This is a genomic window from Nonomuraea aurantiaca (genome assembly GCF_020215705.1).
Lineage (GTDB): Bacteria > Actinomycetota > Actinomycetes > Streptosporangiales > Streptosporangiaceae > Nonomuraea > Nonomuraea aurantiaca.
In genome coordinates this window covers 175940-201469 of record NZ_JAIWNB010000009.1, presented here as the reverse complement: position 1 = coordinate 201469, position 25530 = coordinate 175940, and the positions used below count along the sequence as shown (strand labels likewise).

Sequence of the window (25530 nt, the reverse complement as noted above, 5' to 3'; positions counted from 1 at the left end):
GCTGGTGCAGCAGTGGATGATCGCCTGCGGGCGGACAGGTGAGCGGGCCCGGCGGCCGTGCGTAGGCGCCATAGGGTCGCATCCGCAGGCGGACGAGGAGGAACCCGATGGCGCACGGCTACCTCACCTCGGTGCCCTACCGGGCGGGCACCGACGGCTACCACACCTTCCGCATCCCGGCGGCGGTGGTGACCAAGGCCGGCACGATCCTGGCCTTCGCCGAGGGGCGGCACGGCTCGGCCGCCGACTCGGGCCACATCGACATCGTGCTCAAGAGGTCGACCGACGGCGGTGCCACGTGGGACGGGCCGCGCGTGGTCGCCTCCGAACCGCACAAGGGCACCGCGGGCAACCCGGCCCCCGTCGTGACCCGCGACGGCCGGATCGTCCTGGTGTACGTGCGCAACGGACCCGCCGCCACCGAGGACAAGATCAGGCGCGGCCAGGTCGCCGCCGCCGACGGCCGCCGCGTGTACGTCCAGTCGAGCGACGACGACGGCGTCACCTGGTCGGCGCCCCGCGAGATCACCGCCGGCGCGAAGCGGCCCGAGTGGCGCTGGTACGCCACCGGTCCCGGCCACGCGGTCGAGCTGCGGCAGGGGCCGCACGCGGGCCGCCTCGTCGTCCCCGCCAACCACTCGGTGCCCCCGACCGGCCGCGACAACGGCACGGAGGGCAAGTACAACGGCGGCCACTGCCTGCTGAGCGACGACGGCGGCAGCTCATGGCGCATCGGGTACGTCGACGGCAACCCCGACGGCTACCTCAACATCAACGAGTCCACGGCCACCGAGCTGCCGGACGGCCGCCTCTACGTCAACTCCCGCACCGACTCCACCGCTCCCGGCAACCGGGCCGACGCCTATTCGGCCGACGGCGGGCAGACGCTCGAAGCGCCGTTCCGCCCGCAGGCCGGGCTGGTCTGCCCGGTCGTGGAGGGCAGCGTGCTGCAGAGCTACGCGCCGGACGTCCTGCTGTTCTCCGCTCCCGGGGCGCCCGACGCGAGGGCGGTGATGACGGTACGGGCCAGCGCGGACGGCGGCGTCACGTGGCGACCCGTGCACACGGTATCGGGCCTGCCCGCGGCCTACTCGGACCTGGTCAGGGTGGACGCGGACACGGTCGGGCTGCTGTACGAGACGGGTGACACCAGCGCCTACTCCACCATCGCCTTCCGCCGCGTCCCCATCGCCGAGCTCACCTGATCCGGCTCTCGAGCCAGGGCCGCAGGATCGGCAGGACGTTGGCGACCTGCATCGCCCGTACGTGGTCGAGGCCGTCGAGCACGCGCACCTCCCAGCCGAACGATTCGAGCTCGGCGCGCCGGTTCACCATCGGCCCGGCGATGTCCACGTCCACGCCGCCCCACCGCTCGCCGTACTCGATCTTGTCGGCCGAGCCCGCGAAGCACAGGCGCGGGCAGCTCAGGCTCGCCTGCGCCGCCCGGTCGTCGAAATCCTGCAGACCCTCGTAAAGGGTGACGAACTGCCTGGTCTGAGCCTCCGTCATGGTGACCTCCGCGGAGTCCCAGTCGTACTCGTCGGCCTTGGAGTCCTCGGCGTTGGGCTCCGTTGCCTTCTGCGGAGCGGGGTCCTGGCCGGACATCTCGTAGGTGGCCATGGTCACGCTGAGCATCTCCGCGTACGGTCCGCCGAGCGGCGGGTAGCCGCCCATGACGAGCGCCGACAGCCGGTCGGTCCTGATCGCCAGCTGCAACCCGCTGAGCGCGAGCCACGAGTAGCCGTAGTAGGCGAACCGGGCGGCGTCCACGGCGTCGGCGACGGCGAGCAGGTCGGCGGCGATGTTGGCCGGGGTCAGTGTGTCCGGCTTGGGCGTGGCCAGGACGTGGCCCTCGTAGTCGAAGGCGACGACCCTGAACGCGTCCGACAGCCCGTCGATGAGGTTGCGGCCGAGCGCCGGGTCGACGCCCCATTTGCGCATCTCGTCGGCCTTGGTGCCTTCGATCGGCACCGGGTTGACCGGCAGCAGCACTGTCGGGCCCTGGCCGTGCACCTCCAGGTGAATCGTGCTGCCGTCGTGCAGTTTCGCCTCGGTCATCAAGGATCTCCCTCTAACTCCATACGCTGTAAAGCAATCATCCACCCAATAGCTTATGCCGTAAAGAGTTTGGGGTGGCGACTAGCCAGGTTTCCGCAATGCGCGATAGCATTCCATTATTCGGAATAGCTAGGAGAATCCATGGCCGAGGCCCAGTCGCCGGTGGGCAGCGTCGACCGCGCACTGCTGATCCTGCAGGAGATCGGCAAGCACAGCCGAGGGGTGACGCTCGACGAGCTGGCCACCCGGCTCGGCCTGCCCAAGAGCTCGCTGCACCGGCTGCTCGGCGCGCTCAAGCATCGCGGCTTCGCCGCCCAGCCGGAGCCCAGCGGGCCGTACTTCCTGGGCACCGAGATGCTCGCCACGGCCTTCAGATTCTACGAGACCATGGACCTGCGCACGCTGGTGCGCCCGCTGCTGGTGCGGCTGAGCGAGGAGTTCGCCGAGACCGTGCACATGGCCATGCTGGACGGCGGCGAGGTCGTCTACCTGGACAAGGTCGAGGCGGTGCGGTCCATCACGATGACCTCCGTGGTGGGCGGGCGCAACGCGGCCCACTGCACGGGCGTGGGCAAGGCGCTGCTGGCGTGGACCTACCCGACCGACGAGGCGATCAAGGCTTGGGCGGACCGCTACGGCCCGCTCGCGAACAGGACCCGCAGCACGATCACGAACCCGGGCAAGCTGGCCACCCACCTCGACCAGGTCCGGCAGCGCGGCTACGCGCTCGACATGGAGGAGAACGAACCCGGCGTGCGCTGCGTGGCCGCCCCCGTCTTCCTGGGGCGGACGGCTCCCGTCGCCGCGGTGAGCGTGACCGCGATCAAGGACAGGATGTCGCCGGCCCGGATGGAAGAGGTGGGCCACAACCTGCGGCGGGCGGTCGCCGAGCAGGGCTGAGCCCGCGCCGGTGGCCCCGTGACCGCCCCGGTCAGCCCTTGACCGCGCCGGTCAGCGCCTGGACGAACCGGCGCTGGCCGAACAGGAACACGCCCAGCACCGGCAGCGTCGTCAGCACCGTGCCCGCCATGATCGCCGGCCAGTCGGCCCGGTGCTGGCCCTGGAACGACGTCAACCCCACCTGCACGGTGTAGTTGGCGTCCGAGTTGATCGCCACCACCGGCCAGAACAGATCGTTCCAGGCGGTGATGAACGTGATGACCGCCAGCGCGGCCAGCGCGGGCCGGGCCACCGGCAGCACCACCTTGAAGAACACCCCGTACCGCGAGCAGCCGTCGATCCGCGCGGCCTCCTCCAGCTCCCTCGGGAACGACTGGAAGAACGAGGTCATCAGGAAGATGCCGACCGCCGAGCTGAGCTGCGGCACGATGAGCGCGCCGAGCGTGTCGGTCAGCCCGACCTTGTTGAAGATCAGGAAGGTGGGGATCACGGTCAGCTGGAAGGGGATCAGCGCGGTGGCGATGACCAGGACCAGCGTGATCCTGGAGCCGGTGAACCTGATCCTGGCGAACGCGTAGCCCGCCAGGCTGCAGAGCGCCAGCTGGGCCAGCACGATGGCGCCCGACACGATCACGCTGTTGAGGAACCAGCGCGGGAAGTTCGAGCCGTTGAGCACCGTACGGTAGCCGCCCAGGTCGATGCCCTCCGGCCAGAACGGCGGCGGGAACCGGTTGAGCTCGCCCTGGGTCATCACCGAGCTGAGGATCATCCAGACGAACGGCAGCACGGTCACCACCGACATCGGCAGAAGCACCAGATGCCACTTGCTGGGCAGACGCAGCCCCTTCACGCCATGCCCCTTCACGCCAAGGTTCTTCACGCCAAGGCTCTTCACGCCATGGCTCCCTTCCTGCGCGCGATCAGGAAGCCGCCGACGATCAGCATGAGGGTGCCGACGAACAGGACGTACGCCACGGCCGCGCCGTAGCCGGCCGTGAAGTAGTTGAAGGCGAGCTGCCAGATGTAGTAGACGATCGTCACGGTCGCGTTCGCCGGGCCGCCCTTGGTCGTGGTCATGACCAGGTCGAAGAACTGCAGCGCGTCGATCACGCCCCAGACCGTGAGGAAGAGCGTCATCGGCCGTACGGACGGCACGATGATGTGCCGGAACGTGGTCCACCTGCCCGCCCCGTCGATCGAGGCGGCCTCCAGGATCTCCTTGTTGATCTCCTGGATCGCGGCCAGATAGATCACCACCGCGAACCCGAACCGGGTCCAGAAGAAGATCAGGGTGAGCACGAACATGGCCTGCGAAGGGCTGCTCAGCAACCCCTGCACCGGCAGCCCGAGCTTGACGAACAGCCCGTTCATCAGCCCGAAGTCCCGGTCGAAGATGTAGCCCATCAGCAGCCCGGCCGAGGTCGCCGAGGCGATGTACGGCACCAGGAAGCAGGTCCGGTAGAACCCGATCCCGCGTACCTTCCTGTTCAGCAGCACCGCCACGAGCAGGCCCGCGATCAGCGACGCCGGGATGTAGAGCACGACGAGCAGCCCGGTGTTGCGCAGCGCCTGGAAGAAGACGGGGTCCTCCAGCAGCGCCCGGTAGTTCGCCAGCCCCACGTTCCGCCCCGGCGTCTGCAGGTCGGAGTCGGTGAAGGACAGCGTGAGCGCCCACACCATCGGGACCAGCGAGAAGCCGAGAATGATCAGTGAGGCGGGACCGGCGAAGGTCCAGCCGGCGACGTTGTCGGCGAGTCTGCGGCGGTCGCGCGGCTGCCGGTGGCCGACGGCGGCCCGGCCCAGGGCCGGCGCGGTGCTGTTCACGATCCCGGTACGGCGAGCGCCGCGTCGGCCTTGGCGGCGGCCTCGTCCAGGGCCGTCTTGGGATCGGCCTTGCCGAGCAGGGTCTGCGCGATGGCCTCGGCCACGAACGCCGACACCCGCGGATATCTGGTCGTCGGCGGCCGGACCCGCTTGGCGTTGGCCAGGTTGGCGGAGATCACCTCGATGCCCGGATATTTCGTGAGGTAGTCCTGGTAGCCGGGCAGCTTGGTGATCGACTCGCGGATGGGCAGCGAGCCGGTGTCCTTCATCCACTCCAGCTGCTGCTCGGCGGCGGTCAGCCAGGTCAGGAACGTGGCGGCGGCCTTGACCCGCCGGTCGTCGTGCTTGAACACCACCCAGTTGTCGGGCCCCGAGACCGTCTCGTGGTTGCCGTTCGTGCCGGGGAGCTGGGCGACGCCGTAGTCGACCTTGGCGGCCTGCAGGTCGGGCAGCACCCACGGACCGGCCAGGAACATGCCGAGCCGGCCGGATTCGAAGAGCTTCTGGCCCTTCTCGGCCGGGCTGGAGTCGAGGTAGAGCGACTTGTCATCGATGGCCATGCCGCGCAGCAGGCCGAGCGCCTGCTGCCCGGCGGCGGAGTTGAAGACGGCCTTCTTGCGGTCGGGGGAGAGCACGTCGCCGCCCGCCTGCCAGACCAGCGGCCACAGGCCCCAGACGGCCTCCTCGCCACCGCTGATCGCCCAGGTGGTGCCGAAGGTGCCGGATCCGGCGTCGGTGGTCTTCTTGGCGATCGCCCGGAAGTCGTCCCAGGTCCAGTCGGGCTTCGGCGCCTCGATTCCGGCCTTGGCCAGCAGCTTCTTGTTGTACAGGACCACCATGTTGTCGACCACCGCCGGGAAGCCGATGACCTTGCCCTCGACGGTGGCCGCCGACCGCTCGCTCTCCCAGAAGTCCGCCCAGCCGACGGCCGGATCCTTCGCGTACTGGGTGAGGTCGGCCGTCTTCGGGTTCCTGGCCAGGTTGGGCGCCCAGGAGCCGTAGAGGTAGGCGACGTCGGGATAGGCGTCCGAGGTGAGCGCGGCGGTGAGCTTGGGCAGCATGCCGTCGGCGGTCGCGGCCCCGGACTCGAGGCTCACCTTGATGTCCGGATGGGCCTGGTTGAACTGGGCCACCAGCTTCGCGATCGACTTGGCGGCGGCGTCCGACTGGCCGTCCCAGACGGTGATCCGTACCGGGCCGCCCGCCTGCTCGCTCCCGGCCGCCGAGCCGCAGCCGGTCGCGAGCAGGGCGATGCCCGTGACGGCGGCCAGGGCGCGCCTCATCGGACGCCCTCGGGAAGGAGGTCGCCGTGGGCGGCGATCATCTCGTCCACGAGATCGTGGATCTGCTGGAGGGTGAGCGTGGCAGCGGCGTTCGGGTCGAGCATGGCCGCGTGGTAGACGTGCTCGCGACGGCCTTCGAGCGCCGCCCGCACCGTCAGGTCGCCCACGTTCAGGAACGTCTGGTTCAGCGCGGCGAGCTGGGGCGGCAGGTCGCCGATCCGGGTCGGGCGCATCCCCGACCGGTCGACCAGGCAGGGCACCTCGACGCACGCGTCGGGCGGCAGGTTACTGATCAGCCCGTCGTTGCGCACGTTGCCGTGGACCACCCTGCGGGTGCCGGTCTCGATCGAGTGGATGACCTCGGAGGCCAGCTCCATCGCGGGCTCGATCTCGACGCCCTCGCCGGCCGCCAGCCGCCGCCTGGTCTCCTCGTAGGTGTCGAGGTTCTCCTCCGACCAGCGCAGGTAGATGTCCACCGGTATACGGAAGTGCGCCACCTGGTCGTCATGGTGCAGGAACCAGGGCAGGTATTCCGAGCCGTGCTCGCTCGACTCGGTGGGGAAGTAGCCGAAGCGGCGGTACATCTCCACCCGTACGGTCCTGCGCAGGTCGGGATCCCGGGCGATCACGTCGTCGAGCGCCGGGTACAGATCCTGGCCACGGTGCTCGAACCGCAGCACGAACGCCTGGTGGTTGGCCCCGGCCGTGACGAAGGACACCTCGTCCTCGGGTACGCCCACGAGCGAGGCGAGGCGGGCCTGCGTGTCGCGCACGGAGTGGCAGAGCCCGACGACCCGTTGGAAGGCGGTGCCCTGGTAGACGGCCCGGGGGATCATCGCCATCGGGTTGGTGTAGTTGAGCAGCAGTGAGTCCGGTGCCAGCTCGGCCAGGTCGTTCCCCAGCCCGACCATGACCGGGATCGTACGGAGCGCGCGGAAGATGCCGCCGATGCCGAGGGTGTCGGCGATCGTCTGGCGCAGGCCGTAGCGGCGCGGGATCTCGAAGTCCACGCGGGTCGCGGCGTGCCCGCCGACCGCGATCTCGTTGATGACGTAGTCGGCGCCGTCCACGGCGGCGCGGCAGTCGAGGTGGGCCTCCACCTTGGCGCCGAGGCCGAGCGCGGCGACCATCCACTCGGCCATGGCCGTCGCGGTGGCGAGCCGCTCGGGGTTGATGTCATGGAGGACCAGGGTCGAGTCCCCCAGCTCGGGGAAGGTCAGGATGTCGGAGAGGACGTTCTTGGTGAACTCGACGCTGCCGGCGCCGATGAAGACGATGCGTGCCATGGGGCTCTTTCCCTCCACAGACCACGGCGGGCGTGGCGGCCCGCTGCGTGCGGCGAGTATAGCCATCTATCCACGATACAGACTAGCGTTCCGCTATACGGAAAGTACTGAGACGGTGGCCTGGCCGGGTTTTATGCCTTTTACGGGGAATTCTCGACATCGAGACAAGATTGACAACCTGTGATCTTGCCCGATTTCCTTGTGGTCGGAATGACATTCCACCACTCGGAATAGAAGGTGCGAGTATGGTCAACCTCCGATCGTTCTTCACCCGGTCCGCCGTGGCCGCGGCGCTGGTCATCGCGCCGACAGCGGTCCTCGGCGCCGCCGGATCGGCCGCCGCCGCCACGACCGCTCCCAAGGCCGCCGCCACGACTGCTCCCCAGGCCGCCGCCCGCGCGGCGATCTGGAAGCCCCCGCTGCGGAGCCGCTGGCAGTACCAGCTCCAGGGCAACTCCGCCTATCCCGCCACCGGCGGCGTCAACGTCGACATCTGCCAGGTCCCCCAGGCCGGGGGCGCCTGCGTGAAGCCGACGGTGTTCGACATCGACCTCTACGCGGACGCCGATGTGGTGGGCAACAACACCACGATCAACGCCGCCGCCGTCTCCGCCATCCACGCGCGGGGCGCCAAGGCGATCTGCTACGTCGACGCCGGCTCGATAGAGGAGTACCGGCCCGACCACCAGACGTTCGTCGACTGGGACAACAGCCACGGCCATTCCCTGCTGGGCAAGCCGTTCAGCGAGGAGTTCCCGAACGAGCGCTGGGCCAACATCAACAACGACAAGGGCCAGCGGGACTTTCTGCTGACGATGATGGCCGCCCGGGTCGCCAAGTGCGCCCAGGCCGGGTTCGACGGCGTCGAGTTCGACGTGGTGAACGCGCACGAGGAGGGCAAGTCGGTCACCGGCTGGACGGTCACCCCGGCCACCCAGCTGATCTTCAACCGGGCCCTGGCCGCCCTGGGCCATGCCAAGGGCCTGTCGGTGGCGCTGAAGAACGACCTCTCCCAGGTGTCCGACCTGGTGGGCGACTTCGACTACGCGGTCAACGAGCAGTGCTTCGAGTTCGATGAGTGCGGGGAGCTGACGCCGTTCATCCGGGCGGGCAAGCCGGTGTTCCAGGTGGAGTACCTGACCTCGCCGACCGGCTTCTGCGGCAAGGCGGCCACGCTCAACGTCAACGCCATCAAGAAGGCGACCGACTACTCCCTCAAGGATCTGCCCTACAAGCCCTGTAGGTAGGCGGCGAGGTGGCCCTCCCAGGGGTGGGGTCACCTTTCCGTGAAACAGAATGCTGTTCCGGCGCGCCCATGGGACGCAGACGCTGTGAGCAGGCGTCAGGGGCTCATGGAACATTCCCCTCGTCTGCGCTGCTTTCCGAGTAGCAGAACGCTCGTGCGCATGACGGAACAGATGCTACGTTCGGAGCCGGGTCGCGACAGTGGAGGGCATCATGCGGGGACTGGCCGGAAAGCGGGTGCTGATCAGTGGCGGCAGTAGCGGCATCGGCGCCGCCACCGCGCGCCGGTTCCTGGAAGAGGGCGCCCGGGTCGTGCTCGGCGGCCTCGACGAAGCCGAGGTGGACCAGGCGGTGACCGAGCTGGCCCCGCTGGGCGAGGTGCACGGGCTGGCGGGCGACATCAGCTCGGAGGGCGACGTCGCCCGCCTGGTGGACGGCGCGATCGCGGCGTTGGGCGGGATCGACGTCCTGATCAACAACGCGGGCATCGCCTGGCGCGAGCCCTTCCTGGAGATCACGCCCGACCACTGGGACCGGATCGTGTCGGTGAACCTGCGGGGGATGTTCCTGGTCGCCCAGGCCGTGGCCAGGCATCTGGTGGCGCGCGGCGCCGGCGGAGTGATCCTCAACATGTCGTCCACGAACGGGCTCGGCGGCGAGGCCGACTACGCGCATTACAACGCCTCAAAGGGCGGCGTGCTGCTGCTCTCCAAGACAATGGCCGTGGAGCTCGGAAAACATGGGATCCGCGTCAATTCCCTTTGTCCCGGATATATCAAGACTCCATTGAATTCCGCCATCTCGGCCGGGCTGGCGGACGATTTCGTGTCGGCGTACGAACGCGACCACATCCCGCTCGGCCGGGCCGGGCTGGCCGAGGAGGTCGCGGCCGGATACGCCTTCCTGGCCTCGGACGACGCGGCGTTCATCCACGGCACCGAGCTGGTCATCGACGGTGGGCAACTCGCCATCATGTGAGCACTTTTCTCGATGATCGCGGCTGAATCGCCGTTATTAATACGCGTGGACTTTCCGCAGAATCCGCGATCTCATATCCCCGCCGGTGTCGAAGAGTGGGGAGAGATTTATGCGGAGAACAGTGGGCATCGCCGCGGCCGTCGCGGTAACGATCGGGCTCGCCGCCGTGCCCGCAGCCACGGCGGCGAGTGCCTCGCCGCAGCCCGTCGAGATCACCCGTTTCCTCGGCGAGCAGCGGTTGCCGTACAAGATGCCCTACGCCGGTACCACGGTCGGTGGCCTGTCCGGACTCGATCGCGACCCGCTCACCGGCACCTGGTACCTCATCTCCGACGACCGCGGCCGCTACGGCCCGGCCCGCTTCTACACCGGGCGTTTCGCCTTCGACCGGACGACCGGCGCGTTCACCGGCGTCCGCCTCACCGGGGTCGACAGCTTCCTGCGCCCCGACGGGAGCACCTATCCCCCGTACGGGGAGCCCGAGTCCGCCGATCCGGAGACCATCCGCTACGACCCGTGGACCGGCCGGCTGCTGTGGGGTGACGAGGGCGACCGCCCGGACGAGGGGCACCCGGACATCCCGCCGTCCGGCCTGTACGTCCACCGGGCCGACGCCCGGGGCCGGCAGGTCGGCGAGCTGCCGATGCCCGCCAACCTGCGCATGACCGCCACGGACAGCGGGCCCAGGCGCAACTTCGGCATCGAGGGCCTGGCCCTCACCCCGCGCACGATCACGACCATCACCGAGGGCCCGCGTTTCGAGGACGGGGAGCCGCCGACCGTCGAGCACGGCGCGCCGGCCCGCCTCACCGTATGGAGCCGCTTCGGGAGCAGGCCGAGCGCCCAGTACGTCTACCCGATCGACCCCCTGCCCACCGCCCCCGTCCCGCCGACCGGGCACACCGACAGCGGGGTCTCGGAGATCCTGGCGATCGACGAGCACCGGTTCCTGGCCCTGGAACGCTCCTGGCTCGAAGGCGTCGGTTACCGGGTGAAACTGTACGAGATCGACCTGCGTGGGGCCACGAACGTGCTGGCCAGGAACAGCCTGACGACCGGCGGGCCCTACCGCCCGGTCACCAAGCGCCTGGTAACCGACCTCGACGAGGTCCGGACGCCGGTACAGAACCTGGAGAGCCTCGCCTGGGGGCCACGGCTGCGCACGGGTGAGTGCACGCTGGTGATCGGGTCCGACGACAACTTCGCCGCCGAGGAGGCGACGCAGTTCCTGGCCTTCGCCACCCGGAGCTGCTGAACTCGCTTCGCAAAAAAGTGAAGCGTCCCGGGGCGCCTGGGCACCCGAACTAGCCTGGCTTTTCATGACGTACCGGCCGCCGCAACAGCCACCGTATCCACCCCACCACCAGCAGCAGTTCAATGCTCCGTATCCCCCGCAGCAGCCCCCCGCCTTCGTCCCGCCTCCCGTGGTGATCGACGTCGGCGGGGACGCCAAGGTGAAGGCGTTGATCGGCGGCTCCGTGGCCGGGGCCATCGGGCTCATCACGATCGTGTCGTCGCTCACCGGCCAGGTCAGGGGCGGCGCCGGGACGACTGTCGTCGCCGGGCTGCTCGGGCTGCTCTTCCTGGCCATCGGGGCCCTCCCGATCATCACGTGGCGCAAGCTCAGCCGCCCTCGCAGGCTGGTCTTCGACGGCTACGGCGTGCGCTGGGACGATCCCCAGGGCAAGCCGTGGGCCGCGTCGTGGGCCGAGCTGTCGGGAGTGGGCATCTCGCGCACCCAGCAGCGCCGCGTCAAGCTTGCCGACTACATCATGCGCAAGGTGATGGTGCGCCTCGACCTCTTCCCCGCCGACCCCGGGTTCCGCGCCCGCCACCCGGAGCTGGAGCACCTGTGGGAGTTCCACACGGTCAAGAACGGTTACCGGCTGCCCCTTGGGTCCAACCCCAAGTACATTCCGGTCATCGAGCGGGCGATGCGGCAGTATCGTCCTGCGGCCTACCTGGGGATTCGCGATGAGGGGTTCATGGTCGGTCTGGTGTAGTGGCTCTGAGGGGGCTCGTCACCAGACGGGCCGTCGGGGAGGCGGTGCCGCGGGCCTCGGGGCGGCCTCAGCGGGGGCGGGAGAGGCGGCGGGCGGCCAGCAGGACGGAGAGCAGGCCGACCCCGGCGGTGACGGCGAGCTCCATGAGGACGGGCGAGTGGACGGCGGCCGGCTCCGGCCGGGCGAGGTAGGGGGCGATGGTCCGCCGGAGCAGGTCGATCACGTACGTGAGCGGGTTGGCCACCATGAGAGCGGTCAACCAGACCGGCAGGCCCGCGATCGGGAACAGCGCGCCCGACAGGAACACCAGCGGCGTCAGCACGCACCCCAGCGCCGCGTGGAAGGTCGGCGTCGGGGAGATGACCACGGCCAGCAGGGCGACGAACGCGGTCATGGCGAACGCGATCAGCGCCATCTCGGCGATGAGCGCGAGCATCAGCTCAGGCGCGTACGGGATGTGCGCCAGCCCCGCCAGACCCAGGACGAGCACGCCCTGACAGGTGGCCACCGTGGCGGCGCCCGCGCACCGGCCCGCCAGCAGGCTCACCCGGTGGACGGGCGCGACCAGCATCTCCCTGAGGAAGCCCGCCTCGCGGTCGACCGCGACGGAGGCGCCGATGGCGATCGCGGGCGCCTGGACGGTCATCAGCAGCACCCCGGGAAACAGGTAGGTGGGATAGCCGCCACCGCCCGGGAGCATGGCGCCGAGCCCGGTGCCGAGGACCAGCAGGTAGACGACCGGCTGGGCCAGGGTCATGATCAGGCGGGCCGGGTTGCGGGCATAGTGGAGCAGCTCGCGCTGCCACACCACGTGGGCGGCCCGCGTCTCCCACCAGAGCCGGCGCAGGAGACGTGACCATACGGAGGGACGGGCGTCCACGGTCACAGCGACACCTCCGGACGTGACGCGCCGTCCAAGGTCCGGCCGGTGTAGCGCAGGAACACCTCGTCGAGGCTGGGACGGCGTACCTCGATCGAGTGGACGGGCACCCGCAGCACGGTGCACACCCAGGGGATGGCGGTGGCGGCGTCGGTCACCTGGACGTACAGGCCGTCAGGCCCCCACGCGCTGGCCAGGCCCAGGTAGTCGGACAGCGTGGCGGCCGCGGCCTGGTCGTCGCCGGTGCGCAGATGGATGCGGTCGGTGCCGATCAGTCGTTTCAGCGCGGCCGGGGAGTCGTCGGCGACCACCCGGCCCCGGTCGACCATGGCGATGTGGTCGCAGTATTCGGCCTCCTCCAGGTGGTGGGTGGTCAGGAACACGGTGATGGCCCGGCGATGGCGCAGCTCGCGCAGGTGCTCCCAGATCTCCGCGCGGGCCTGCGGGTCCAGGCCCACTGTGGGCTCGTCGAGGAACAGCACCCCCGGCTCGTGCAGCAGCCCGCGGGCGATCTCCAGCAGGCGTCTCATGCTGTCGGACAGGGTGCGTACCAGCGTGTCGCCGCGGCCGGTCAGGCCCACGAGGTCCGCGGCCTCGGCCACGCGGCGGCGCGCGTCGTGCTTGCCCAGGCCGTAGAGGGTGGCGTGGAAGGCGAGGTTCTCGCGGACGGTCAGGTCGGTGTCGACGGTCGGCTCCTGGAAGACCAGCCCGATGCGACGGCGTACCTCCTTCGGGTCGTCGCGCACGTCGATGCCCGCGACGAGGGCCCGGCCGCCGCTGGGCCGCAGCAGCGTGGACAGCATCGAGATCATGGTGGACTTGCCGGCCCCGTTGGGCCCGAGGAAGCCGAACATCTCCCCGGCCTCGACGTTCAGGCTGATGCCGCACACAGCACGCATGCCCTGGTAGGACTTGCGCAGCGAGTGGGTGTGGATCGCTCCCGGCCTCATGGGGCGGTCGAGGGGGCCGCGACGGTCATGATCGGCAGGTAGTAGCCGGCCGGGTAGGGCTCGCCGACGGGCTGCCCGTTCACCTGTACCCAGGCGTGCGCGCGGAACGGCTCGACGCGCACCCCCGCGCACCAGGTGGGCCAGGTGCCCCGGAGCCGGCACAGGATGGCCGTCGCCAGGGAGCGCTGCAGGCAGGCGGGCCCGGCGCAGCGCGCGCTCACGGCGACCACGTCGTCCCTGGCGGCCAGGGCCTGCGCGGCCGTGGCGGCGACGGCGCCGCGCCGGATCATCCTCAGGACGCGCCGGATGCGGTACGGCCTGAGCCCGGCCAGCGGCCGGGCCGCGGCGACGGCCAGGAGCGCCACGGATGTCCTGGCCGGCGAAACCCGAGCGCGTGACTCGGAGGTCATCGGGTGGCTCACGGCATCACCAGTTCGGCTCGGCGCAGGGCCGCCAGCAGCTCGGCGACATCGCGGTCCGCCTGCTCGACGGACAGCTCCGGGTGGTTGCCGGTCAGCCTCTTGGCCACCTCGCCCGGAGAGGCGCCGCAGAGCAGGGCGCGCAGGACCAGCGTGGCGGTGGCGTTGAGCTGCCAGTAGCGGCCGGCGCGCTCGTCGAGCAGCACCATGCCGTCGATGGAGTGCGCGGTGGACACGCCGCCGCGCAGGCTGAAGGGCATCAGGAGTCTCCCGTGGTCATGGCCGGCATCCGGTGGGGGGTCAGTGAGCGCAGCCATATCTCGCAGGCGAGCGTCTGCGACAGGGGTTCCATGACGTGCGGCCGCGGGTGCACGCCGAGCAGGGCGGCACGCAGGGCGCCGGTGTCGATCAGGCCGAGCCGGGCGAGTTCGGACGCCTCGAACAACTCCAGCACGCTGTCACGATGGCGCCGCCAGCCGGCGTAGAAGTCGGCGCCGTATTCGCCCTTGGTCGAGCGCTCGAGCAGCTCGGCCGGCACCACGCCGTCCATCGAGGCCGCCAGCAGCGGCTTGTAACGGCCCAGGCCGGCGCGTTCGTCCGGCCGTACGGACAGGGCGGCCTCGATCACGGCGTCGTCCAGGTAGGGCGCGGCGTACGGCAGACCCAGGCGGGAGGTGGCCTGGTCGATCTGCCGCAGCCCGGCCCCGCCGGTGCGCGCGTAGAGCAGGGCCTGGTGCTGGGCGCGTCGCGGCGACAGCGGCGCCGGCCGCGCGGCGGCGATCCCGGCCAGTACGTCGCGGGCCGCGTGCACGGCGCAGGCGGTGGCCCATGGCGGCATGCGCAGCGGCGGTCCCCAGGCCATCGAGTAGGGGTCCGCGGCCGCGGGCGTGGTGCTCAGATCGGCGACGCAGCGCTCCAGCCAGGCCGGGTGGTCGGTGCGGTCGACCACCGCCCGCAGCATCCGCCACCAGGAGCCGCGCCGGCGGGCCCGGCGGGCGCGCAGGTGCGCGGGCGCCGTGAACGGGCGGTCTCTGACCAGGTCGTGGAGGTAGGGCGGCAGGGCCGAGAACAGCTCGTCGCCGCCGACCCCCATCAGATGCAGCCGGGAACCGGCGGTGCTCAGCCGCCAGGCCAGGTCGGCCAGCCGCGCCGCGTCGCGTACCCAGCCGGACGGCTCCTCCATCGACGGCTGGGGCTCGGTCAGACCGGCGAACCACAGCGGGAGCTCGTCGTGACCGATGACCTGGTGCGTCGCCGCCGGCAGGCCGGTGGCCGCGCGGAAGGCCCAGGCCGGGTCGTCGTTGCCGGGGTCCATGCCCTCGCAGTGCACGGTGATCAGGCTTGCCCGGCCGCGGGCGGCCAGGAAGCAGAGGCTGGTGGAGTCGATGCCGCCGGACAGGTCGGCGCTGATCGTGCCGCCGTCCGCGGTGCACGCGTCCACGGCGCCGGTCAGCGCCTCGCGGAGCGCCGTCGCCCCCTCAGCCAGGGGCAGGGCCGGTTCGGGTGGGTGCCACCAGGTGCGGATGCCGGTCATGCCGGTGGGCTCGATCAGCAGCGTGCGGTCGGGGGGCAGACAGCTGACGTCGCGCCACACACCGAGGTCCTGCAACGGGCCGACCACCCCGCTGGGCAGCAGCCGCGTGGCCAGCACCCGTTCGTCGATCCGCCCGCCGGTCGCCCACGCGAGCACGTCGGAACGGCTGGCGGCCACGGTCACACCGCGTACGCGGGCGTGGAAGACGCGGCGGACGGCCGAGGCGGTGCCGCGCACCGCCACCCTGCCGTCGATCGAGGCGACCAGGTGGAAGCTGCCCGGCAGTCCCGCGACGATCTGCTCGATCCGCTCCACGTCGGATATCCGAGCCAGCCGCAGGGCCAGGTCAGTGGCGGTGACCGGACAGCGCCCGATCACCGCCACCCGTGCCGCTCCCGCCGCCGCCAGACGGATCTGGTGGCCGGGCCAGTCCCCGATCAACCACGGCCGCCCGGAGGCGTGGTCGATCACCTGACTGACTCCCGGAAGCAGCACGCCTGCCGCGGCAAGACCCGCCTCACCGTCGGGGAGGACGGCGAACCACATCTCACCTAGCACCGATGCTCCCGCCCGTCAGCCGGAGAACCACTGGAACGGCTGTGGGGCCCACTCGAGGACGAAGCCTGACGGCAAACCGCGCGTCAGGTCGGCGAAATCGCCGACTTCGGCCAAGGCCGGCGGCTCGTACGCGGCAGGTGTGGGCATGACCTTCTCCTTTCAGAGATGATGTCGGTCACGCCTATGTCTATCTACCTCGCCTTGTAACTGACAGTAGCTATTTGGTTACTAATAGCGATGACCATGGTCACGGTTTCTGTGCCGACCGGCTACTGGCCGCAGGAGATCGGGCACGTGCACGCAGGGGGTTAGGTACGGCCCCGCAGGGGATTGGGGACGGGCACGCAGCGCATCTCGCCGCCGTCGGCGCCGAGCCAGCGCAGCAGCAGGTTGGCCTTGGCGGGCACGTGGTCGGCGCCCAGCAGGGCGCGGACCCCCACGTGGTCCGCCGCGTACCCGGCGAGCAGGTCTCTGGCCCGCGCCCACAGCTCGCCGCCGAGGCCCGGATGGCGCTCCTCGATCGCGCCGGCGATCTCCCAGAGATTGTTGGTGACCAGGCAGTAGACCAGCCGCTCCCAGCCGTACGCCGCGCTGACCCACGGTGTCGTGTCCTGGTGCCGGTCGGCGACCAGCTTGACGCCCTCGTGGTCACGGAAGATCACCTGCGCGGGGGTGCCGGTGGCGTCCACGCCGATCAGTACGTTCTGCAGGTGGCACTCCAGGACCACGCCGTGACGCAGGTACGCGTGCAGGGCCGGCGGTACGACGTGCTCCAGGTAGCCCTGCCACCAGGCGAGCGCCCGGTCCTCATCGAGGCCGTCGAGCGGGTTGCCGGGAAAGCCCTCGCTGATCCCCGCCGCCAGCAGCGCCGTCAGGCCGGGACGCAGATGCGCCCCCAGACCGTCGCGCACGACCACCGCCAGCGCCTCGCCACCGTCGCCATCGCCGAGGTCCACGGTGCGGTAGCCCCGGTCGGAGAGTATGGAGGGTTTCGGCAGGTGCGCGGGCAGGTCGTCGAAGACCTCCCGCAGCCGGCGGTCTACGGCGGTGAGCGGGCGCAGGTCGCGGGCCCAGAGCCGGCGGACGTCGTTCGTGATCCGGACGTCGAGACTGAACTTGCAGAACAGGTCCACGTCGGGCAGGTACACCGTGCGCAGCGAAGAGGTCGGCACGGCCATGACGGCGGTCTCACCCAGATACCGCAGTCGCCCGTCCCGCAGGGCGGCCGGGCCGCCCAGCAGGTCCAGCTGCCAGGGGTGGGCGGGCAGCAGGAGGCCGCCATCGGGCGGCGGCGGTCCGAGGGCATCCAGCGCGGTGGCGTCGCCCTCCTCCAGCACGATCTCGGGCGCTAGCCCGAGCAGGATCAGTGGGAAGCGGGCGCGGGCCTCGGGCGCGTAGGGGAGCCAGGCGTCCGGACCGAGCCCGCCACGGGCCTTGGGCGCCGGATGGTAGCGGTGCCCGGCGACCAGGGCCTGCTCGGACCGCAGGAACAGCTCGGTGGGTTCGATGAACGGCTGGGTGCTGGATGTGGGGGTGCGGCGGGTGGACAGCAGGGTGGCGACGACGTCCCTGCTGTGGCGGATCTCGCCTGCGAGGGTGTCGTTGGCCACGCCGGTGCACGCGGTCAGCTCCTCGGCGGTCAGCGCGACGAGGAGGTCCAGGGACAGGGGGAGCCAGCCGCCGGGTGTGTGCAGGGCGGGGTGCGCGGGGTAGCGTCCGGCGCGTACGCGCAGCAGGTGGCCGGTCGCGGGCAGACGGTAGGTCCGGTGGCCGTCGTTCCGGTCGCCCTCGGGGTTGGCCACTTCGCGGACCAGGCAGTTGAGGAGAGCCGTCATCGTGAGAGTGTCGGCGCGGTCGCGGTCGCGGTGGCTGTCGCCGTCGCCGTCGCCGTCGCGGTTCGAGTCCCGGTGCGGGCGCGGGTGTGGGTCCCGGTCGCCGTCCCGCTCGTGGTCGTGATCGTGGCCCCAGGCTCGATTGCGGTCCTGATCGGACCGTATGGTCACCTGTGCCGCGTCCGGCCCCTCAGGATGGTGCGCCATCGCCGACCCCTCACCACTCGTATCGGTGGTCATACACGGGGTAACTACCCGTTATGAGTATTGAATTGGAGAATCCCCCTCAAGGTCGGGCAGAAGCGGAATTTGCCGCAAAGCTGGCACAGGTCCGTCCCGGCCTGGCCGCCGCCTACGCCGACGCGTTGCCTGGGGCGCGGGCCACCATCCTGGGCCTGCTCTGGCGGGGGCTGCTGTACGAGCCGGTGCCCGGGTTGGCCGGGCGGGACGGCGTGGCCGGGCAGGACGGCGCGGCCAGGGGGGACGGCGCGCGCGGGCGGGTCCGGTTGGCCGATGGGCGCCTGCTCACCGGGCCCGCCCGCCTGGCGTACGACCTGGGGGCGGGGGATGACCCGGCGGTGCTGCTGGACGGGCGGGCGTACACGCGGCCGGGTGAGCTGCTGGCCGCTCTAGGACTGCCGGGGTCGGAGCGCTTCGGCGCCGATCTGGACCGCAGCGTCGCCTCGCTGGCGCTCGCGCGCGCCGGAGCGGGGCTGGGGCTGGGGGCGGGGGCGCAGGAGGGGTCGCTGGAATGGTTCGAGCAGAGTGTGGTGGACGGGCATCCGTACCATCCGTCCTGTCGTAACCGGCCCGGGGTGTCGGTGGCGGAGCAACTGGCGTACATGCCCGAGCACCGGCCCGTGGTCGATCTGGATCTGGTGGCGGTGCCGGCGTCGCGGTGCGTGGTCATCGGCGCCTGGCCCGACTGGCTGCGCGACGGTGACCGGCTGCTGCTGCCCGCCCATCCGTGGCAGAGCAGGCATGTGCTGCCGGAGCTGGGGTTCCGGCCGTTCGTGGCCGGCGGGATAGCGGCCCGGCCGCTGATCTGCGTACGTACGCTCGCGCCCGTCGGTGGCGGGCCGCATTTCAAGACGGCGTTCTCCACGCGGCTGACGTCCAACGTGCGGGACATCTCGCCGGGCTCGATCCGTGACAGCGCGCCGCTCTCGGCCATGCTGGTGCATCTGGCCCGGCGGCTGGGCGGACGGCTGCGGATCACTCGCAACCTGGCCGCCGCCTGCGCGGTGGTGAACGGCGAGCCCAGTGCCGATCTGGCGGTCCTGGTGCGCGAGTCACCGACGGAGTACGCGGGCGCAGGAGAGACTGTGCTTCCCGTGGCGGCCCTCATCGTCCGGCCTCCGTCCGGCGGCCCGCCCTTGATCCACGGCGTCGTCCGGTCTTCGACCGATGGCCCACCTTTCATCCATGGTGTCGTCCAGTCTCCGTCCGGCGGCGGTCCACCCCTGGGTGCGGCCGTGGAGTGGCTGAGGGAGTTCGCGCGGCAGGCGTTGGAGGCGGCGCTGGGGCTGCTGGCGTACGGCGTGACGCTGGAGGCGCACGGCCAGAACCTCCTGGTCGTCCTGGACCACCACGGCCGCCCGATCCGCCTCATCTACCGGGACCTGGCCGACATCCGCGTCAGCCCCGCCCGTCTGCGCCGCAACGGTCTGACGCCGCCGCCGCTCAGTCCCCGCCTCATCGCCGATGATCCGGACGAGCTGCACGCCAAGCTGTACGGCTCGCTCGTCGGCACCACGTTCAGCAGCCTCGTCTCGGCTCTCGGGCAGGGGGACCGGGAGGCGGAGGCGCGGCTGTGGGCGGTGGTGGCCGCGGTGGCCGACCAGGTGTTCGACGACCTGCCCGCCACCGCCGACACCCGCGCCGACCGGGCGGCGCTGTTCGGCGCGGAGCTGCCCGTCAAGGCGCACACGGTGATGCAGTTCGAGGGCGGCCCCACCGGCGACCGCTGGGCCCGGCTGCCGAACCCGCTGTCACGGACCTGACCCACACACCCCTCAGACGTCGAAGGCCACCGGCACCCGGCTCCCCGTGCGGGCCGACTCCAGGGCGGCCGTCACCATGGCCAGGCTCCGGATGTTGTCGTGGCACTCACCCTGCGGCGGCCGCCCGGTGCGCAGCCCGGTCAGGAACTCCTCCAGCCCCTCCGCCAGCCCGCTGTACCGGGCCCGCCCCGGGTATCGGTCCGGCTCGGGTGGGTGTCTGCGTACCTTGTGCCCGTTCGCCCCTTCCACCGTCGGCCGTCGCTCGCCGTCCCAGCGCGCTGTGCCGTGCGTGCCGGCGGCCCGCCAGCTGCCGGTCCAGGACGTCGCCTGGCCGGGCGCGGACCAGCTCCCCGTGAACGTGTAGCGGAGCCCGCCGGTCATCTCGAAGATCGCCGTCGCGGAGCAGGCGCCGGAATACCAGGTCCACGGCGGCCGGAACGACTCGCAGTACACGCTGACCGGATCGGCCCCCGACACCGCCCGGGCCGCGTCGAACAGGTGGATCGCCATGTCCTGTAACAGGGGGTGCTCCAGCGCGGCCAGGAACGGCGGCCCCTTGTACGGCATGAAGAACTCCGAGGTCAGCAGCCCGAGCGGCCCGAGCTCGGCCACCGTCCTGCGGAAGGCCACCAGGTTCGGCAGGAAGCGGCGGTTCTGGTTGACCGCGAACAGCCGCCGCGCCCGGTCCGCCGCGCTCACCATGCTCCGCGCCTCGTCCAGCGTGATCGACATCGGCTTCTCGCTGAGCACCGACACCCCGCGCTCCAGGGCGGTGACGGTCACCTCGCGATGGGCCCCGGGGACGGTGCAGTTGACGATGAAGTCGGGCTCCTCGCCGTCGAGCACGGCGGTGAGCGAGGCGCTGACGGGCAAACCGTCCAGGCCCAGGGCGGCGGCGGAGGCGCGGGCGCGCTCCTCGGCCACGTCCACCCAGCCGACCAGCTCGGTGCCGGGATGGGCGAGCAGTTCGGGCGCCCACTGACCGCCGATGAACCCGGCGCCGACGACCACGGCCCGCAGCGGACGGTCCTTGTCGAGGGTGATGAAGGTCATGCGGCTCCTACCAGGTGATGGGGGTGTGCGCGTTGCGCAGGGGATCGCCGACGCCGGCCGCGGGGGCGGCCCACAGCACCGCGTTGGCCAGCACGCGCCGTACGTCGGGGTGGTGGTAGACCGGATGCCCCTGGTCGCCGGGGCTGAAGTAGAAGATCCGGCCCAGGCCCCGGCGGTAGCAGCAGCCGCTGCGGAAGATCTCGCCGCCGCTGAAGTTGCTGACGAAGACCAGCTCGTCGGGTTCGGGGATGCCGAACGGCTCGCCGTACGTCTCCTGCTCGCCGATGACCAGCGGACGCGGCACGCCCTCGGCGATGGGATGGCCGGGGGCGACCGTCCAGACCAGCTCGCGCTCGGCCGCGTCGCGCCAGGTGAGCGAGCAGGTGGTGCCCATCAGCCGGCGGAAGATCTTCGAGTAGTGGCCCGAGTGCAGCACCAGCAGGCCCATCCCGCCGAGCACGCGCTGATGCACCCGCTCCACGACCTCGTCGGACACCTCCTCGTGGGCCATGTGCCCCCACCAGGTGAGCACGTCGGTCTCGGCGAGGTCCTTCTCCGACAGCCCGTGCTCGGGGTCCTCCAGGATCGCGGTGCGCACCTGTACGCGGTCGCCCAGCCGCTCGGTCAGGCCGGCGGCGATCGCGCCGTGAATGCCCTCCGGGTAGCGCAGGCGTACGTCCTCCTCGCGTGGCTCGTGGTAGTTCTCGCTCCAGACGGTGACCTTGATCGGCATCCGTGTGCCTCCCCGAGGGGCCGTGCGGCCCTCTGAACGTCGTGGTCCCTTTGTTGGATGGTTCTCGCCGCTATCGGCGGCGTTGAAGCCGGTTTCGGGGGAGAGGATGGCCACGATGTGCCTTCGTGGTGATTCAACGGCCAGGTGACTGCGCTGGCCGTAAAGCACGGCCACATCCGGCCGGTGGCGGCGGCGTCCGCGCTGATCCTCTTTCGCGGATGATGAGCTGAAGGTCGCAAAGCCGCATGTTGCCCAGGAGTGCCCATGTCCACGATTGAGACGCCGGAATCCCAGCAACGCCCCGCCGAGCCGCCGGTCATCGAAGCGCCGGGCCGCCGCAGGTGGGTGACCGCGGGGGTCGGCTCGGCCGTCGCGCTGGTCGCCCTGGCCGCGGCCGGGTACGGCATCTTCCAGACCGTCTCGGCCAAGCCCGCCCAGCCGTACGGCGGGACGCCGCCCTGGTCCGTCCCGGACGACCCGGCCCCCGGGATGAAGGCCGCCGGTCTCACCGCCGGGCCGATGGGCACCGCCGAGCACTACCACGCCCATCTGAGCCTCTTCGTGGACGGCAGGGCGGTGGAGGTCCCGGCCAACATCGGGATCGAGGGGGAGGACATGACCCCCGTACACACCCATGACGCCCGCGGTGTGATCCACGTCGAATCCCGCGCCAAGGGCGAGGTCTACACGCTCGGCCAGATCTTCAAGCAGTGGGGCGTCACCCTTTCGGCGAACCAGATCGGCGCGCTGCGGACCGGCAACGGCAAGGTCCTCACGACCCAGGTCGACGGCAAGCCGTTCACCGGCGACCCGGCGACCATCGTGATCAAGGCGCACGAGCAGATCTCGCTCGTGTACGGCGTGCCGAACCCGTCCTTCACCCCGCCGACCAGCTTCGCGTTCAAGGCGGACGAGTAGTCGCGTAAGCCGGACGAGTAGCCACGCGAGCTGGACGAGTGGTCACGCCGATCGCTGCGTCAGCCGGTAGCGCGACGGCGGGATCCCGTAACGGTCGACGAACGCCTGCCGCAGCGTCTCGGCCGTGCCGAAGCCGCAGCGGGCGGCCACGCCGGCCATGGGCAGGGTGGTCGAGGCCAGCAGGTGGGCGGCCGCCTCCGTACGGGCCTGCCGGACGAACCGGCCGGGCGTCTGACCCAGGTCCTTGAGGAACAGCCGGGTCAGGTGCCGCTCGCTCACCCCGGCGCCGGCCGCCAGCGTGGCGGTGGTCAGGTCGGCGGCCAGGTGGCTGGTGACGTACTCGGTCACCTGCCTGACCAGCTTGTCCTCGCCCGCCGGCGCGCCGGTGAAGATGCTCATCTGCGCCTGGTTGCCGGGCCGTTGCAGGTAGGTCACCAGGGTGCGGGCGACCTTCCTGGCCAGGGCCGGGCCGTGGTCGTCCTCGATGAAGGCCAGCGTGAGGTCGAGGGCGCTGGTGACGCCGGCCGCCGTGATGACGTTGCCGTCGCGGATGAAGATGGGGTCGGGGTCGAAGGTCACCGCGGGGTGCCGGACGGCGAGGTCGCGGGCCCACTCCCAGTGCGTGGTCACGCGCCGGCCGTCCAGCAGGCCCGTCGCGGCCAGGATGCCGGCTCCCGTGCACACCGACGCGACGCGGCGGCTCTCGCGGGCGAGGCGGCGCAGGTGCGCCAGGATCGGCTGGTTCTCCGCCGCTTCCTGGTGGCCGATGCCGCCGACGACGACGACCGTGTCGAGGGGGCCGGTGACGCGTTCGAGGACTTCCTGGGCTTGGAGCGTCAGCCCGGTGCCGCAGGTGATGGGGTTGCCGCCGAGGGTGGCGAGCCGCACTTCGTACAGGGGGCGGCGGGCGTGGTGGTTGGCCGTCACCAGGGCGGTGGTGATGCAGGCGATGTCGAGCAGTTCCGCCGCCGCGTATCCGATGACGATGATCCGCCGTACGGTCATGGCCAGACCCTACGCCGGAAGGACGGGGACCCCAAGTTTCCGGACCTGTCGATTTGCCCGCCTTCTCCAGGGGAGACGCGGGGTGGGACAGTCGGCGCATGACACAGAGATCATGGGGCCGATTCGCCTGGCATTACGTGGAGATGGTCATCGCGATGTTCGCCGGGGTGCTCGTGCTCGGCTTCCTGCTCGACGCCGTCGGGCTCGGACTGACGTACGAGCGGGATCCCGAGGCGGCCTACCTGCTCATGGCGTTCGACATGTCCGTCGGCATGGCGGCCTGGATGCGCTTCCGTGGTCACGGGTGGGCCGGCACGCTGGAGATGTGCGCCGCCATGTTCGTGCCGGTCGTGCCGCTGTTCCCGCTGCTGTGGCTGGGGGTCATCGACGGGATGGGGCTGATGATGGCCGCGCACGTGGCGATGTTCCCGCTCATGCTGCTGGTGATGCTGCGCCGGCGGGACGAGTACGCCCACGCGCACTGAACCGGCTGGCGTTTGTAGCAAGCGTTTGGTTGGATCACCGTATGGACGACCGTGAGATCGCCGACCGCCTCCAGATCGCCGACGTGCTGGCCCGCTACGCCCGCGCCGTCGACTCGGGGGACTGGGACCTGCTCGACGAGGTGTTCACCCCTGACGCGGTGATCGACTACCAGGCGGCGGGCGGCATCCGCGGCACGCGGGCCGAGGCCAAGACCTGGCTCGCCGACATCCTGGTCAATTGGCCCGGCCGGCTGCACCTGATCGGCGCCACGAGGATCGTCTTCGAGTCCGGCGAGGCCCGCGTGAGCGCGTCGTTCGCCGACACCCTCGCTCCCTCGCGCGAACTGGTCTCCGCCGACAGCAAGGGGCTGATCCAGGGCGGCGGCTGGTATCACCACCGGATGCTGTGCACCGCCGACGGCTGGCGGAGCCGCGAACTCGTCGAAGAGCAGTCCTGGCGCACCATCAGCTGAGATGGGTCCGGCGCTCGAAGCGGGTCGAGCTCACTGCGTGTCGATCAGCACGGCGCCGGTGCTGCCGCGCGGAGTCAGCCTGGCCGCCTGGTCCTCGAACGGGGGGACGGTCTCGCCCGCGATCAGGGCCAGCAGCCGCTGGGCGGCGTGCGCTCCGTACGCCGGGATGTCCCGGGTCAGCGCGGTGAGCGGCGGCCGGATGACCTGGGAGAGCGGCGAGTCGTCCCAGGCGACGATCGACAGGTCGCGCGGCACGTCGAGCCGCATCTCCTGGGCGACGGACAGGCCCGCCACCGCCATGATGTCGTTGTCGTAGACGATCGCGGTGGGCCGCGCCGCCGAGCTGAGCAGCCGCCTGGTCGCCCTGGCGCCCTCCTCGCCCGTGTAGTCGGTGTGCACGGTCACGTGCTCGGCCGCGCCCGCGCACGACTCCGCGAACGCCCGATCGCGTACGGCCGTGTGGACCAGCTCCGACAGTCCGGCGACGCGGGCGATGCGGCGGTGCCCGAGCGCGACGAGATAGGCGATGGTCTCGCGGATCGCCTCGCCGTCGTCGGACCAGACCGCGGGCAGCGGGCCCGACTCGGCGGGATGGCCGATCACCACGACCGGCATGCCCAGCTGCTCCATGGCGGGCACCCTGGCGTCGGAGTAACGCAGGTCGACGAGGAAGGCGCCGTCCGTGCGGCTCTCGCCCCACCAGCGCCGGTAGACCTCTATCTCCTGCTCGTGGTCGGCGACCACCTGGAGCATCAGGGCGTACGAGTGGTCGGCGAGCTCGCCCTCGATGCCGCTGATGAGCTCCATGAAGAACGGCTCGACGCCCAGGAAGCGCGCTGGACGGCACAAGGCGAGCCCCACGGTGTGGGCCCGGGCGCCGTTCAGCGCGCGGGCGGCGCTGTTGGGCCGCCAGCCGATCTCCTCGGCGATGGCGACGATCCTCGCCCGGGTGGCCTCAGACACCCCAGGCTGGCCGTTGAGCGCGTAGGAGACCGCCACCTTGGAGACTCCCGCACGGCTGGCGATGTCGGCGATCGTCGGTCGCTTCACGAGACCCTCCTGTGAACCGGTTATCTGCCCGAACCCTAGGTCATTGGCCAGGTGCCATAG

26 protein-coding genes are annotated in these 25530 nt (G+C 70.9%); 10 read left to right on the top strand and 16 right to left on the bottom strand.

Going from position 1 to position 25530, the window contains the following annotated elements:
• Positions 1-107 precede the first annotated feature (107 nt).
• The gene (locus LDL49_RS22945) at positions 108-1205 is read left to right on the top strand and encodes a sialidase family protein (RefSeq protein ID WP_225293187.1); all 1098 of its coding nucleotides are present in this window, start codon (positions 108-110) and stop codon (positions 1203-1205) included.
• Here LDL49_RS22945 and LDL49_RS22940 read toward each other — a convergent pair.
• Positions 1198-2058, bottom strand: coding sequence for an alpha/beta fold hydrolase (locus tag LDL49_RS22940; protein ID WP_225293186.1), 861 nt, complete (start codon positions 2056-2058; stop codon positions 1198-1200). The two genes, LDL49_RS22945 and LDL49_RS22940, sit on opposite strands and share 8 nt — an antisense overlap.
• Before the next feature lie 141 nt (positions 2059-2199).
• Between LDL49_RS22940 and LDL49_RS22935 the strand changes: the two genes are divergently transcribed.
• Positions 2200-2958, top strand: coding sequence for an IclR family transcriptional regulator (locus LDL49_RS22935; protein WP_225293185.1), 759 nt, complete (start codon positions 2200-2202; stop codon positions 2956-2958).
• A gap of 31 nt (positions 2959-2989) precedes the next feature.
• On the opposite strand, the gene LDL49_RS22930 is transcribed toward LDL49_RS22935, so the two are convergent.
• The 4 genes from LDL49_RS22930 to LDL49_RS22915 are packed head-to-tail and all read right to left on the bottom strand — an operon-like array spanning position 2990 to position 7351.
• Positions 2990-3808 carry a carbohydrate ABC transporter permease gene (locus tag LDL49_RS22930; protein WP_225293184.1) on the bottom strand — a complete coding sequence of 273 codons (819 nt, stop codon included), beginning with the start codon at positions 3806-3808 and terminating at the stop codon, positions 2990-2992.
• Positions 3809-3849: 41 nt separating this feature from the next.
• A complete protein-coding gene (locus LDL49_RS22925; protein ID WP_225293183.1) occupies positions 3850-4782 on the bottom strand; it encodes a carbohydrate ABC transporter permease in 933 nt (310 codons plus the stop codon).
• A complete protein-coding gene (locus LDL49_RS22920) occupies positions 4779-6065 on the bottom strand; it encodes an ABC transporter substrate-binding protein (RefSeq protein ID WP_225293182.1) in 1287 nt (428 codons plus the stop codon). The genes LDL49_RS22925 and LDL49_RS22920 overlap by 4 nt, the downstream gene beginning before the upstream one ends.
• Positions 6062-7351: an alpha-glucosidase/alpha-galactosidase gene (locus LDL49_RS22915; protein ID WP_225293181.1), complete on the bottom strand. Its 1290-nt coding sequence runs from the start codon at positions 7349-7351 to the stop codon at positions 6062-6064. Before LDL49_RS22915 ends, LDL49_RS22920 begins: the two co-directional genes overlap by 4 nt.
• 245 nt (positions 7352-7596) lie before the next feature.
• Here LDL49_RS22915 and LDL49_RS22910 point away from each other — a divergent pair, with 245 nt between their 5' ends.
• The 4 genes from LDL49_RS22910 (at position 7597) to LDL49_RS22895 (ending at position 11577) form a co-directional block, all read left to right on the top strand.
• Positions 7597-8598 (top strand): endo alpha-1,4 polygalactosaminidase, encoded by a 1002-nt coding sequence (locus LDL49_RS22910; RefSeq protein ID WP_225293180.1) that lies wholly within the window; start codon positions 7597-7599, stop codon positions 8596-8598.
• A gap of 211 nt (positions 8599-8809) precedes the next feature.
• The gene (locus LDL49_RS22905; protein WP_225293179.1) at positions 8810-9574 is read left to right on the top strand and encodes an SDR family NAD(P)-dependent oxidoreductase; all 765 of its coding nucleotides are present in this window, start codon (positions 8810-8812) and stop codon (positions 9572-9574) included.
• A gap of 109 nt (positions 9575-9683) precedes the next feature.
• The gene (locus LDL49_RS22900; protein WP_225293178.1) at positions 9684-10829 is read left to right on the top strand and encodes an esterase-like activity of phytase family protein; all 1146 of its coding nucleotides are present in this window, start codon (positions 9684-9686) and stop codon (positions 10827-10829) included.
• 64 nt (positions 10830-10893) lie between these two features.
• The gene (locus LDL49_RS22895; RefSeq protein ID WP_225293177.1) at positions 10894-11577 is read left to right on the top strand and encodes a hypothetical protein; all 684 of its coding nucleotides are present in this window, start codon (positions 10894-10896) and stop codon (positions 11575-11577) included.
• Positions 11578-11644: 67 nt separating this feature from the next.
• Here LDL49_RS22895 and LDL49_RS22890 read toward each other — a convergent pair whose 3' ends face one another.
• The 7 genes from LDL49_RS22890 to LDL49_RS22860 form a co-directional block, all read right to left on the bottom strand.
• A complete protein-coding gene (locus LDL49_RS22890; RefSeq protein WP_225293176.1) occupies positions 11645-12463 on the bottom strand; it encodes an ABC transporter permease in 819 nt (272 codons plus the stop codon).
• Positions 12460-13407: an ABC transporter ATP-binding protein gene (locus LDL49_RS22885; RefSeq protein WP_225293175.1), complete on the bottom strand. Its 948-nt coding sequence runs from the start codon at positions 13405-13407 to the stop codon at positions 12460-12462. Before LDL49_RS22885 ends, LDL49_RS22890 begins: the two co-directional genes overlap by 4 nt.
• Positions 13404-13772, bottom strand: coding sequence for a lasso peptide biosynthesis B2 protein (locus LDL49_RS22880; protein WP_308016173.1), 369 nt, complete (start codon positions 13770-13772; stop codon positions 13404-13406). Before LDL49_RS22880 ends, LDL49_RS22885 begins: the two co-directional genes overlap by 4 nt.
• Before the next feature lie 53 nt (positions 13773-13825).
• Positions 13826-14086 carry a lasso peptide biosynthesis PqqD family chaperone gene (locus tag LDL49_RS22875; RefSeq protein WP_225293174.1) on the bottom strand — a complete coding sequence of 87 codons (261 nt, stop codon included), beginning with the start codon at positions 14084-14086 and terminating at the stop codon, positions 13826-13828.
• Positions 14086-15918 (bottom strand): asparagine synthase-related protein, encoded by a 1833-nt coding sequence (locus LDL49_RS22870; protein ID WP_225293173.1) that lies wholly within the window; start codon positions 15916-15918, stop codon positions 14086-14088. Before LDL49_RS22870 ends, LDL49_RS22875 begins: the two co-directional genes overlap by 1 nt.
• A 15-nt stretch (positions 15919-15933) precedes the next feature.
• Complete coding sequence (locus LDL49_RS22865) at positions 15934-16065, bottom strand: lasso RiPP family leader peptide-containing protein (RefSeq protein WP_225293172.1); 132 nt, start codon at positions 16063-16065, stop codon at positions 15934-15936.
• 161 nt (positions 16066-16226) lie between these two features.
• The gene (locus LDL49_RS22860) at positions 16227-17957 is read right to left on the bottom strand and encodes an IucA/IucC family protein (RefSeq protein ID WP_225293171.1); all 1731 of its coding nucleotides are present in this window, start codon (positions 17955-17957) and stop codon (positions 16227-16229) included.
• Between the two features lie 53 nt (positions 17958-18010).
• Here LDL49_RS22860 and LDL49_RS22855 point away from each other — a divergent pair, with 53 nt between their 5' ends.
• Positions 18011-19753, top strand: a complete 1743-nt coding sequence (locus LDL49_RS22855; RefSeq protein ID WP_225293170.1) for an IucA/IucC family protein — start codon at positions 18011-18013, stop codon at positions 19751-19753.
• A gap of 12 nt (positions 19754-19765) precedes the next feature.
• On the opposite strand, the gene LDL49_RS22850 is transcribed toward LDL49_RS22855, so the two are convergent.
• Together LDL49_RS22850 and LDL49_RS22845 are read right to left on the bottom strand one after the other, a co-directional pair.
• A complete protein-coding gene (locus LDL49_RS22850; protein WP_225293169.1) occupies positions 19766-20806 on the bottom strand; it encodes a Gfo/Idh/MocA family protein in 1041 nt (346 codons plus the stop codon).
• A gap of 7 nt (positions 20807-20813) precedes the next feature.
• A complete protein-coding gene (locus LDL49_RS22845) occupies positions 20814-21539 on the bottom strand; it encodes a ThuA domain-containing protein (RefSeq protein WP_225293168.1) in 726 nt (241 codons plus the stop codon).
• A 264-nt stretch (positions 21540-21803) separates the two neighbouring features.
• On the opposite strand from LDL49_RS22845, the gene LDL49_RS22840 reads away from it, so the two are divergent.
• Positions 21804-22457 (top strand): hypothetical protein, encoded by a 654-nt coding sequence (locus tag LDL49_RS22840; protein ID WP_225293167.1) that lies wholly within the window; start codon positions 21804-21806, stop codon positions 22455-22457.
• A gap of 42 nt (positions 22458-22499) precedes the next feature.
• On the opposite strand, the gene LDL49_RS22835 is transcribed toward LDL49_RS22840, so the two are convergent.
• Positions 22500-23462, bottom strand: a complete 963-nt coding sequence (locus LDL49_RS22835) for a GlxA family transcriptional regulator (RefSeq protein ID WP_225293166.1) — start codon at positions 23460-23462, stop codon at positions 22500-22502.
• A 98-nt stretch (positions 23463-23560) separates the two neighbouring features.
• Here LDL49_RS22835 and LDL49_RS22830 point away from each other — a divergent pair, with 98 nt between their 5' ends.
• Both LDL49_RS22830 and LDL49_RS22825 read left to right on the top strand, forming a co-directional pair.
• Positions 23561-23947: a hypothetical protein gene (locus LDL49_RS22830; RefSeq protein WP_225293165.1), complete on the top strand. Its 387-nt coding sequence runs from the start codon at positions 23561-23563 to the stop codon at positions 23945-23947.
• Positions 23948-23988: 41 nt separating this feature from the next.
• Positions 23989-24420, top strand: coding sequence for a nuclear transport factor 2 family protein (locus LDL49_RS22825; RefSeq protein WP_225293164.1), 432 nt, complete (start codon positions 23989-23991; stop codon positions 24418-24420).
• Between the two features lie 30 nt (positions 24421-24450).
• On the opposite strand, the gene LDL49_RS22820 is transcribed toward LDL49_RS22825, so the two are convergent.
• On the bottom strand, positions 24451-25470 hold the full coding sequence (locus LDL49_RS22820) for a LacI family DNA-binding transcriptional regulator (protein ID WP_225293163.1): 1020 nt from the start codon (positions 25468-25470) through the stop codon (positions 24451-24453).
• Between the last annotated feature and the right edge of the window lie 60 nt (positions 25471-25530).